13 protein-coding genes and 2 pseudogenes are annotated in these 11073 nt (G+C 43.1%); 2 read left to right on the top strand and 13 right to left on the bottom strand.

Annotated elements, in window-relative coordinates; all coding sequences use genetic code 11:
- The 6 genes and pseudogenes from DDR33_RS26445 to tnpA form a co-directional block, all read right to left on the bottom strand.
- Positions 1 to 421 (bottom strand): annotated as a pseudogene (locus DDR33_RS26445) (TolC family protein); the annotation flags it as partial.
- A 46-nt stretch (positions 422 to 467) separates the two neighbouring features.
- Complete coding sequence (locus tag DDR33_RS06095; RefSeq protein WP_109414891.1) at positions 468 to 1076, bottom strand: TetR/AcrR family transcriptional regulator; 609 nt, start codon at positions 1074 to 1076, stop codon at positions 468 to 470.
- 30 nt (positions 1077 to 1106) lie between these two features.
- A complete protein-coding gene (locus tag DDR33_RS06090) occupies positions 1107 to 1868 on the bottom strand; it encodes an SDR family NAD(P)-dependent oxidoreductase (protein ID WP_158280651.1) in 762 nt (253 codons plus the stop codon).
- Between the two features lie 599 nt (positions 1869 to 2467).
- Positions 2468 to 2674 (bottom strand): annotated as a pseudogene (locus DDR33_RS06085) (IS66 family transposase); the annotation flags it as partial.
- A gap of 53 nt (positions 2675 to 2727) precedes the next feature.
- Positions 2728 to 3057 carry an IS66 family insertion sequence element accessory protein TnpB gene (gene tnpB, locus DDR33_RS06080; protein WP_109414889.1) on the bottom strand — a complete coding sequence of 110 codons (330 nt, stop codon included), beginning with the start codon at positions 3055 to 3057 and terminating at the stop codon, positions 2728 to 2730.
- Positions 3058 to 3182: 125 nt separating this feature from the next.
- A complete protein-coding gene (tnpA, locus tag DDR33_RS26935) occupies positions 3183 to 3314 on the bottom strand; it encodes an IS66 family insertion sequence element accessory protein TnpA (protein ID WP_394341105.1) in 132 nt (43 codons plus the stop codon).
- Positions 3315 to 3713: 399 nt separating this feature from the next.
- On the opposite strand from tnpA, the gene DDR33_RS06070 reads away from it, so the two are divergent.
- The gene (locus DDR33_RS06070; protein ID WP_109414888.1) at positions 3714 to 4460 is read left to right on the top strand and encodes a hypothetical protein; all 747 of its coding nucleotides are present in this window, start codon (positions 3714 to 3716) and stop codon (positions 4458 to 4460) included.
- Between the two features lie 103 nt (positions 4461 to 4563).
- Here DDR33_RS06070 and DDR33_RS06065 read toward each other — a convergent pair whose 3' ends face one another.
- Complete coding sequence (locus DDR33_RS06065; RefSeq protein ID WP_109414887.1) at positions 4564 to 6288, bottom strand: acetylxylan esterase; 1725 nt, start codon at positions 6286 to 6288, stop codon at positions 4564 to 4566.
- 149 nt (positions 6289 to 6437) lie between these two features.
- Positions 6438 to 6818, bottom strand: a complete 381-nt coding sequence (locus DDR33_RS06060; protein ID WP_146198709.1) for a hypothetical protein — start codon at positions 6816 to 6818, stop codon at positions 6438 to 6440.
- Between the two features lie 200 nt (positions 6819 to 7018).
- Between DDR33_RS06060 and DDR33_RS06055 the strand changes: the two genes are divergently transcribed.
- Positions 7019 to 7252: a helix-turn-helix domain-containing protein gene (locus DDR33_RS06055; protein ID WP_109415100.1), complete on the top strand. Its 234-nt coding sequence runs from the start codon at positions 7019 to 7021 to the stop codon at positions 7250 to 7252.
- On the opposite strand, the gene DDR33_RS06050 is transcribed toward DDR33_RS06055, so the two are convergent.
- From DDR33_RS06050 to DDR33_RS26600, 5 genes are all read right to left on the bottom strand, one after another.
- Positions 7187 to 8056, bottom strand: a complete 870-nt coding sequence (locus DDR33_RS06050; RefSeq protein ID WP_109415099.1) for an AraC family transcriptional regulator — start codon at positions 8054 to 8056, stop codon at positions 7187 to 7189. The two genes, DDR33_RS06055 and DDR33_RS06050, sit on opposite strands and share 66 nt — an antisense overlap.
- A gap of 33 nt (positions 8057 to 8089) precedes the next feature.
- Positions 8090 to 9256: a 4-hydroxybenzoate 3-monooxygenase gene (locus tag DDR33_RS06045; protein WP_109414885.1), complete on the bottom strand. Its 1167-nt coding sequence runs from the start codon at positions 9254 to 9256 to the stop codon at positions 8090 to 8092.
- Between the two features lie 187 nt (positions 9257 to 9443).
- Positions 9444 to 9659: a hypothetical protein gene (locus DDR33_RS26605; protein WP_238387692.1), complete on the bottom strand. Its 216-nt coding sequence runs from the start codon at positions 9657 to 9659 to the stop codon at positions 9444 to 9446.
- Positions 9656 to 10534 (bottom strand): DHA2 family efflux MFS transporter permease subunit, encoded by an 879-nt coding sequence (locus DDR33_RS06040; RefSeq protein WP_238387701.1) that lies wholly within the window; start codon positions 10532 to 10534, stop codon positions 9656 to 9658. The genes DDR33_RS26605 and DDR33_RS06040 overlap by 4 nt, the downstream gene beginning before the upstream one ends.
- Positions 10458 to 11048: a hypothetical protein gene (locus DDR33_RS26600; RefSeq protein ID WP_238387691.1), complete on the bottom strand. Its 591-nt coding sequence runs from the start codon at positions 11046 to 11048 to the stop codon at positions 10458 to 10460. The genes DDR33_RS06040 and DDR33_RS26600 overlap by 77 nt, the downstream gene beginning before the upstream one ends.
- Between the last annotated feature and the right edge of the window lie 25 nt (positions 11049 to 11073).

Below are 11073 nucleotides of genomic sequence, written 5' to 3'. Positions count from 1 at the left end.
AGCTGAGCTCGGCATTGAGGATCGGCTGGGTGATATGGAACCTGGCATCATAGAAATTATCGGGATTGATCAGCACATGCTGGTTCTGCAATTGCGGAAAAGAATTGCTTCCGGTAAGCTGGTTTAATGTGGAATAGACACTGTTCATCATGTCGCCCACAGGAATATCTATGGTACGGCCACCGTCCGCCTTTGTATAGATTGTTGAAAACGATACATTGGGAAAAAACATACTTTTTGCCTCCCCAAGTGCATACACACTTTTTTCCAACATGAAATTCTGTTGGTTGATGCTCTGGTTGGATGTGATACCCACTTTTATATAGCCATCCAGCCTACTCTGTGCGCTGAGCAGGCCCGTAGCGGCAAGGGAAAGCACCATACCAAGCCAGATCTTTCTGATTTGATTTATATTAATCATTGTAATAATTTTAAACGCTGTTCAATATTGAGACAAAAAAAAAGGATTACCCTTTTTCCAGTAGCGAAACAAAACACGCATAGCCATGCTCCATAAGCTCCTCATTTGTTTTGTTTTGAAAATTGGTGGTACGGTCCTTACAAAATAATGCGCAGATTCCATGTACGGAAGACAGGAACATAAATGAAAAATCCTCAATGTCCGCATGTTGGAACCTTCCCTGTCTCTGGCATTCCCCGATCAATTCTATTAGATGGCTGATTGCTTCCTTGGCAATTTGAAAGCCCCCGGCTTCACCTGTTTTACTGGCAGGCTCCTCGATGAACATCAAGTTGTAATAGTCTTTATTATCCTGCGCAAACTGTATAAATACCCGACCTACGGCCTTTAGCCGTTCAAAAGGGTCTGCAACGCTGTCCAGCACCTTCAACCGCGTCATCAGGAGCCTGAAACCTTCCTTGTGCAGTTCGTAAAAAACCTCGCTTTTATCCTTGAAATGGAAATAGATCATTCCGGGACTGTAACTGATCTCGTTGGCTATATTTCTTATACTGGCCTTTTCATACCCCTTTTCAAGGAAAATCTTGCGTGCGGCATCAAGGATTCGCTTACGCATTTCCTGTTTTTCTTCCAGTTTTCTCTCTGCTATACCCATTTTCTTTTTTCCGTTTAGGGGACATCCTACCTACTGGGACAGCCCGGGGCTGATTTTACCCATTATATTTATGGCTGATTTCCTGCCCAGGAACCTGAAGCCGAACAGCATTATCCGGTTCTTGAATCCCTGAATAACTCTCGGACGGCTTCTGGCGGACAATGCCTGCATCAATTCATCCACAACCTGGGAAACAGTGGACATCACAAATCTTGGAAATACACTCGTGTCCTTGCCAGCATGTGTATGGAAATCCGAATCGGCCGCTCCGGGGTTAAAGCCCATTACAAAGATACCTTTATTTTTATACTCGTACCATAACGACTCGGAGAAATTGGCAACGAAACTCTTTGTTGCAGCATAGACCGCTCCGCCGGGCAGTGAGCTATGTGCCAGCAGGGAACTGACATTGACCAGTGCATCACCGGAAACTGCCTTGGTTAAAAATGTATAGGATAATGATACCAGTGCATCCATGTTCAGGGACATGGTGTCCAGTTGGTCCTGAAGTAACAGATCGGTAAACCGGCCGTAACTTCCTGTTCCGGCATTATTGATCAGCAGATCGTATTTATTGTTTAACAAATGCAGGCAGACCTGCCGGACATCTTCTTTCTTTGTCAGGTCGGCCACAAGGATCTGGTGCTTGTCCCCTCCGAGCGATTGCTGAACTTCTTCCAATTTCTGTTTGTTGCGGGCTACCAGGGTCAGCAGGTACCCTTGTGCCGAAAGTCGCTTGGCCGTTTCCAGGCCAATGCCGCCACTTGCTCCCGTAATAATTGCTTTTTTCATTTGTAATAGTATAATTAAATTACCATGCAAAAATATTGAACACCGTTCAATCATGCAAATTTTTATTAATTTCTTGATAAAAAATATTAAAATACAGCAAATCAACATATTGAAAGCTATACATTTAACAACACACTACATTTACTCGATTAAACAGCAATTTAAAATCGAGACATTTATTTTAAATGAACACCGTTTAACAAACTAGCATCTTAAAATTATTCGAAACGAATGTATACTAATATGGATTTAAGGGAACGCAAGGACAGATATAAACAATTTAAAGCAAGGTATCCTGGATAACGCAATAGCGTTGCTGTTACGGGAAGGATACAAGGCGACATCCATCCGAAAGATAGCTTCGCCCGTTGAGTCAGCCCGACTGCCGTTTATCTATATTATAAGGAAACTTTACAGTTCTTCTTTCGCTATTTTTTTGAGTTTGTTAGTGCTTATTCGAGCTTGGGCATCATCTTAGTGGCTTGTTATCACCGTCAGCCATTGATGAGTTCATTATCGCATCAACAGTTAAAAGCACCGCAGCCGTTTCGGCAATTCTAATAATAGACTGATGGTATCCGCCCGACGAACCCTGTCTTTTAGGACTGCATTAGTTTCTCATAATTCTGGGGATAGAGGTCACGAATGTTCTTATGGTTAATGGTCATGATATTTTGCAGGGCGTATTTCAACCACTGCAGCGGATTCACCTCATGCTTTTTGCAAATAGCGAAGAATGAATAGATCATCCCTGCTCTTGTCCCTGCATCATGTGTTCCTGCAAAGAGGTAATTCTTTCGGCCCAGGTTATGCAAAGCTTTACATAATCTGGGCAGCCGATGCAAGAGAAAACCACTTTTTATGCCTGATAACGTCGTAACTGGCGGCTCTTCTGAACCTGTATCCCTTCGATCATCAGCACCAGATCGGCCCAGCTCAGCTGCTCCTTTTTAGGAGTGGGGAAAGTACCCTGTTCGAGCCGCTTATAGTATAATACAAAGCCGCCATGTTCCCAGTGCAGGAGCTTAATATGGGTGCGTTGCAGGTTGAGAAAAACAAAGACTTCTCCTGAAGATACTTCCCTTTTGAGTTCTGAACTAACCAAACCGCACAGGCCACCGAAACTTTTCCGCATGTCACAATGGCCCTGATAGAGGAAATACCGGTGTGCGGAGTTCAGGCTGAACATTAATACAAATGGATGAGCTGAGAAATGACCTTCAGATCTGAAGCCGGTACTTTGATCCGCACTCCGTTAGGATAACTAACTTCTATTATCTCTACCATTCCGGCAGGAGGAGTCATCGGTATAAATCATTTCTTCTTTTCTGATTCTTTGCTGCGGGACACCCAGTAGGCAAACGTTCCTACTTTGATTCCTAACTCGTTACAGAACTCTTTTTGCGATAGCCCACTTTGGCGCCACCGCTCCACTTCGGCTTTCATTCTTTCTCGTTGATCCATTACTTTTATCTTTATCGTGCAGGCAAAGTAAGACCACTAAGAATTCCAGGTCAATATGGGGTTCGTCGGGCGGATACGAGCTAACTACTGAAAGGTGAATGGAACGACCTGTATTATACAATAAAAATTTAGCAACTACATAGAACCTTGTCAAAGGTATTCTTTTCTTTTCCCGTCCTTTGAAACAATGGGGATGGCTTTCATCTCGTATTTAAAAGCAGGATCTGCGTATTTCCGAAAGACAATTTGAAGGGAAAAGCTGGTGCAGAAGGTGCGGCCATTTTCTAAAAAAAGATATTTGACATCAAAAGGCACAATATTTGTTTATTGTTTTTTAGTAGGGATCGACTTAAACCCTGTATAAAAACATTTTTTTAAATCATGCTATTTTTTTATACCCGTTACGAATATGTTCTAGGTAGCAAAACTATTACAGCTACATTAAAAGAAAAGACACAATCAGAAAATTTCAATCTTCACATTATTACACCTGCCGTTAAATTCCTGGGGCTTCCCATCGGTGGTGGCCTGGTAAAAATGTCCAGACTAGTGAATGGAAATGGCGAAGTTATCCACGCCCGAAATTATTCACAGGAAATTAAGGACGAAGTAAAAAGATTCAAGAAAACACTCACAATTCCCTATTTTAAGCTTTGGAAAGGGTATCTTATTATGCTCGCTATCGCCACAACAGGTTCTGTAATTTATGGAATAAAACTCAATAACGAAGGAAAAAAATACCGTGGTGAAAAGGAAAACCTTGCAAAAGCGGTACAACACATAAAAGCTGGACAGATGTATGGAGCTAATTTCTTTACAGATGCTGAAGGTAATAGTATTGACGGAGTACCTGGCGGTTGGGTAAAGATTGATAAAATTGAAGGCGATACCGTCTTTGTGAAACGTTCCAGGAAAATGCTCGAACGTCCGCTATTCAAAATGGAAGATCTCGAATCAATAAAGCCATCTTCTGAAAATGACTGGGATGAGCATGTTGAGAAAATGGACTATCGTTTACTAAAGGAGGAGGCCATGAAAGATAATTTTTCTGGAGCAGATATGCAGTATATTGGAGCTGATCACGAAAAATATTCGGGAGTTATCCTGACTTTGAAGGGCGTAGAATAGATAGTTATATTACTCAAGTTTCGCCTGTAAACCTGAAGCAGCCGCTGAAATCACCAGGCAGAACAGTGGTGTACCTGGAAAGTATTTACAGGACGAGGCTTTGTTAATATTCTAAAACCTCTTTTAAAAAATGATTGCCGTCAACGTTCGCTTCATCTGCCAGAACCATATGACCGTCATTGGGATATATTTTATATCTTTTTTCAGAATTAATTTTATTAAATGCAGCAAATCCAACATGTGAAGGGCAGTCATCATCGAAAAGTGCAGAAGCAAAGAAAACTTTTGCAGTTATCCATGATGCCATATTCTTGACATCAACATATCTAAGTGTACTATCTATCGTTTCCATTTTACATTTATATGCCTCAGAGAAATAAAATTTTTCCCGTTGCCAAACTTCCCTCACCATGCCATGATGTGCTAAATCGCAAAGAAAAGGACATAATGTCACGCATGCTTTAATCTTATTGCCGGCCAGTGCTGCCGTTGCCAGTGAAAGACCGCCCCCCTGGCTCCCTCCCATTACAGCAACCCGGGAAGAATCGGTTTTAGAAAAAGACCTCAGGATATCCAGAGCCCTCAGGCAATCCATATATGCACCCCGGTAAATATAATTACGCGGATTATCAATTTTGTAGGCCGCTAGTCCTACCAGGCCGAATCCGGGATTAATCACTTTATTGCTTGGAGATTGTCCTCTTATCGCAACCGCAAAATCAATAACATCTTCCTTATTCGTGCTGAAACTACCAGATGTGTAAGCCTGTCCATATCCAGGCACATGCAGTATAGCCGGAAATCTTCCTTCTTTTTTAGGAACAAACATAAACCCGGTAATCCTTATATTCTCAAGAGAGGTAAATTCAACCTTATAGACATCTTTAGAAGAGTTTCCCAAATCGGTCAATTTAGTCATCTCTGTTTTAAAGTCTATAGAATCCATTTCAAGTTTTGTCTTATCCCACCAGGTCTTTAAGTCCGGAGCTCCGTCTTCACTACAGGATATTCTCTCTGGCTCGATTGCGATCCACATATCTCTTTGTTCGTAAAAAGGCCCCTCAGTATAAACTATTATATGATAAAATCCAGGCTTAAACAATTTCCTTTTTAAGGAAACAGTAAAAGTCCTGTCTTCCTTTATCAATCCAAAATTCCGGGTTGCTACAGTATCACGAAAGTCCGATATTACTGTCATCTTTAATTTAACCGGCATTCGCCCGTTAAATTTATAAAGAACAGAAAAATCCAAATTGTCCTTCTCATAATAGGTATTTGCCGGCATTGCTGTTTTTAAACTAATAGAATCTGAAGAAGCAAAATCGGGATGTGTCAGCCTGAATGAATTTTTACAGACACCCCCTGTCCATTTGACATTGGTTATTTTAAGTACAATCAAGTTTCTTTTATCAAACAATAATTGATTACCGGGGACGCTGATAACGTTTGGCCGGGGTTGGAACTGAAGGTTTTCACCAATTTTATTCCCATTCAGGTATATTTCAAGAACCTTACATTGCAGGTTTACCGCTAATTGAAAAGGGCTCCGCCCTCTGTCTGCCCCCGTTTTTGGAACTTCGAAATAAGTTGCCAGTACCAACTCCTTATCAGCAGAAAAATATCCTTGTCTCTCCCAGCTTACTCCTAAATTTATGGACGGCCATTTATGAATGTCGAAGTCGGCCTGGGACAGCTGCAAATTTGCGTCTCTTGAAATCTTCCATACATAAGGTATTAGATTCGAACCTTTTAATGCAAATTCTCCATCTAAGGCAGATACATAAAAACTTACCATTACTAGCATTAAAGAAAGGATAGTCCGTTTCATAAATTAATTAGGGATTACTATTGCGTTATATATACAATAAATATAGAATAGATTATTTAATTGGCGCAAAAAGAAAATAAATTATTTTTTATGTACCTCCAGCAACCATCTCGACTTTTATAGATACAGATATTTTTAGCAATCCTTCTTTACTCCTTGAGCTTCCTGAAGACAATCCCTGCAAAATCCACGGTCAGGTATTGCCCGTCCTCCCCAAATTTCAGTACGCCTTCCGGGGATAAACGCAATGCGACACTTTTGAATTTACTGTCGCCGATCAGTAGCTGGTAGCCCAACTGCTCATATAGCCCATACCGTTTGCTCCAGGTTGCGGTATCCACGGGTTTCAGACGATAGCCCAAATTATATTCCCTGTTCCCGGTGCGGCGGATGAGGAAATGATAGCCATCAATATCGCTGAAGAAGAGGCACTGGTCGTTTTTCAATGCAAGTGTGTCCTTTCCGATGATCCGGTAGGGCACAAACTCGTTTTCGGCCAGGGCTCTAAGAATGGCCCGCAGGGCAAACACCACATCATCTTGACCATAAGCCAGGTGAATCGATCTGGTGGATCATTGTGCTGGCCAACCGCATGAACATTGACATCAAACAGGCAATGGAAAACTTTTTAAGTGAGACAGAAACCCTCTTAGCGCAGAAGAGCTAAGAGATGAAGAGCAATATTACTCTCTGCTTTGCTCGAAGAAAAGCTTATGGATTTAAGTAAACGCTGCTAATCAACACCCAAAAGTCTATCAGCGAAATTGCATTTACATTTTCCCCGTCACAGTTTTCCAGATTTTTTAAGCGTTACACAGACACAACCCCTACTGCATATAGAAATAAACGTCGGGTAGTTGCGATTAAAAGAACGATTAATTTAAATAAACATCTGATGCTACCTGGAGACAAGGAAGGCTTTCCGGTATTTACCGGGTGCCACACCTGTAACTTTGCTGAATAAACGGGTAAAATATTTAACATCATCAAATCCAAGAGTGCCAGCTATTTCCATGATGGTCCTGTCAGAAAAACACAGCAACCGCCGGGCTTCCCTTATCAGTTCCTGTTGAATGTGGTAAGTAACCGGGAAGCCGGTAACAGATTTAACTGTATCATTCAGATGACTTGCGGTTATGTTCATTCGAGCAGCAAACTGCGAGGTGTTTTTCAACGATTTGTCGTGATGACGAAGCAGTTCCCGGAAGGTTTTAGTGATCTCGACATTGCGGAAAGAATGCCTGCCCAGTGTCGACCGCTCTTCCCGCAGGTAAGTTGATGAGAGTTGATAAATAACGGAGCAGGTCATCGCTTGCAGGGCTTGTTGCTGGTACAGTTGTCCTGGATCTTTATAAATCTGATACAAATGATGCATGAGTGAATAGAAGTTTTTTGATTGCTGCTGTGATAATTGTATCAGCATGATTTCTGTCAGGAACTGATCCAGAATGCTCCTCAGGTTAGCGTCCAGTGTAGCGGGATCAAAAGCCAGGAACCAGCCGCGTTGCATGCGGGAAGAGACAATGTGGTGAATCTGCCCGGGATAAGAAAGAAACACATCACGATCACTCAGCCTCACTTTTTCAAAATCGACTTCCATCTCCATTTCTCCTTTGTCGACCAGCACACACTGATAAAAATCGTGCCGGTGCGGCTGCGACATTTCATAGACGGGATGATCATTTTTGGGAACGCCCATGGGCTGTATATAGACACCTGAAAACCAGTCATCCATACTGTGAACCGGTATTTGTGTTTTTTTCTTCATCTTATCCATTAGGAATAACGGATATTAATCCGCTTAGTTCGTTCCGCCCTGATATTCCATATGCAAACGGGCTGCTGTAGCAGAACGGAAGAGGTTATTCAGCCTAGCCCTCGCAACCATCTGCCGGAACGCCCCATGTAAGGTCGGATCACCAGCATCATGCATGGTATCAGCCATCCATAAGGCAAAGTCCTGGTAATTCCATATATGCCGCAAACAAGTATCAGAATAACTTTCCAGGGCAGTTAGGTCGTGTTCCTTCGCTGCCCTGATCAGCGCCTGAGCCAGGATGTCTACATCATATAAACCCAGGTTCATACCCTTAGCGCTTACTGGAGGAACGATGTGCGCAGCATCCCCGGCAAGGAAAAGATGATTGTACTGCATGGGCGAATAAACGACCGACCGAAAAGGCACGAACTCGATATTATGGATATGGGCATTTTTAACATAATCGTCGCCAACTCTTAATCTGATCTCATCCCAGATACGCTCATCAGGCCAATCCGCAGCATTGTCGCTTAAAGCACATTGCAGATAATAGCGGCTCCTTTGCGGACCACGCGGAAGCTGTGCGGCAAATCCGTGTTCGCTAATGGCCATAATCGGATATCCGGTTACCGGAGCTTCCACCAATGCCGCCAGCCAGGCATAACCATACTCATAGCTGTACTTTGTCAGGATGCCTTCAGGAACAGATGACCGGCTAACACCGCGATCTGCGTCACATCCGGCGATATAATCGCAGGTAATCTGGTGCTGACCGCTTTGATCGGTATACGAAACCTGAGGTCGCTCATTTACCACATTCCTTATGCTTACATCAGTGATCCCGAACCGGACGTCACCTGCGGTTACATCGATCAGGTCGCGTAGTAAATTGTTAACCAGCATTTGCTGCGTACAGAACAGACTTTGAGCGCCATTGTCGTCGTCGCCGATAAACACCATGGGTGAGCCGTTCAGGCGGTATTCAATGGCATACGCAGCCGGACCACTGAGCAGCTTATCCGCCATGCCCCAATCTTCGAACATTCTCACCGCACGGGAATCAACTACGCCGGCACGCTGACGAGTCTCAATATAGGCACGGTCGCGCCTTTCCAATACTACACAGGATATTCCAGATTTCTGCAAAAAAGTTGCAAGCGTTAATCCGCATACACCGGCTCCTATGATGACTACTTTAGTTTCTTCCATTTTTTATTTACCTGTTCTTAATTAATAACATGCAAATTTCGCGGAATCATAAATCAAATGGGATAACGGATCGCGGAAATAGGTGGATGATCCGCGGAATCGTCAGCCAGGACGTTCTTCACGGCGTAATAATCTGCTGCTTGCGCCCCAGGTGATTATAGTCTTATTTATAATTGAAATTAAAGTGTTAATGGTCGGATATTGTAATATTCGCTGACGGTTTGGCAATGCCTTTGCTGCGTTTTATGGTCATGATCACCAACGGAATGCAAATGGTATTGAGAAGCGCAATAAGAAAAAAAGCATTCATATAACTCATCAGGAAGCTTTGCCGCGCAATGGTCGCTTCCAATGCACCTAAAGCCTTTTTATTTGCTTCGAAATACGTTGAACCATGATTCATAAAGTTGCGGATGAACATCTGCATACGCTCATAGGTAAATGGGTCTGAGGCAGTAACATCATGCCGGTTTGAAAAGCTGAATACCCAATTAACCGTTGTGAAAACAGCGGGAATACGAATAAATTGCTGAATAAGCCGAATCCCAGGATGAAGGTCATGACCGCTGATATAGCCAGCGTGCGGCTTTTCAGCACCCTGAAATTAATGATCGGGTTAGTGATCCGCAGTTCCCACCAGATAAGCAGGGTGATACACAATACTGAAACAATACTGAGTACAACGATATAACCAGCTGCAAACCAATCTTCGGTCTCGCCACGTTCCAATACTACCTGCAACGATCCTACACCAGCTGTCAGCAGGCCAATCCCCAGCCAGTCGATACGCCGCCCGTCTCTGGATGGAGCAGAAGGTCTCAAATATGCGTAGGATAAAAACGCTGCTGTTAACCCAATCGGAATATTCACATAAAAAATATCCTGCCAGGAAAGGTTGTCGACAATATAGCCGCCCATAACCGGACCAATAGAAGGGCCTATAATAATGCCCAGGCTAAATATGCCGCTGACCAGCGCGCGTTGGTTGGGCGGAAAGGTATCGAACAAAATAGCTTGTGAGGTAGACAACAATGCGCCACCACCGACTCCCTGCAAAAAGCGAAAGAATACCAGCGTCCAAAGATTGGCAGACAGTCCGCAAAAGAGCGAGGTCAGGGTAAACAGTAATATAGAACCGATATAATATTGCTTCCGGCCAATTTTTTCAGCCAAAAAGCTGGTCATAGGAATAACGATAACATTAGCAATCGCATAAGAAGTTATCACCCAGGCGGTATCCTCGAGTGAAGCGCCGAGATTCCCGCTCATGGTGTTGATTGAGACATTGACTATGGTCGTGTCGATCAGTTCGATGATCGCTGATACAATAATCGTAGCCACGAATTGCCATTACTTCAAAGGTTTGGTTGTCATGCTCTCTATATTTTTCAAAAAGCAGGTTCAGCAATCCGCTGCATTGTTGTAATTGCGTATCATTCAAGCTAAAGGGCTGCTGCAGAAATAGATTTGCTTCAAATATGCGGCGGCATTCAGCAGGCACCAGTGCAGTATCTGCCGCTACAAACCATCCGTCAGCGCCCTGAGTAACGATGTGTTGATGTACCTGACCGGGTAATACATAATATAATGAACGTCCAGGCAAAAGGACGTCCTCAAAGTCGATGTTAACAGAAGCATCCCCTTTCTCAAGGACAAAGAAAATGTAATGGTTATCTCTATGAACACCGAACACTTTTTCTTCATCTTCGGAAAATACGCCCTTATCAAAACGCTTTAAGTGTAAGCGAAGGCTGGTTCGCTCTTTTAATTGATGTACTGGAATTTTTGTCATTCTTCAATAGGTGAATATCGCTTTT

The organism is Pararcticibacter amylolyticus (assembly GCF_003130405.1).
In the GTDB taxonomy this organism is placed as follows: Bacteria; Bacteroidota; Bacteroidia; order Sphingobacteriales; family Sphingobacteriaceae; genus Arcticibacter; species Arcticibacter amylolyticus.
The sequence above is the reverse complement of the archived record's forward strand: the minus strand, read 5'-3'. Positions and strand labels throughout refer to the sequence as shown.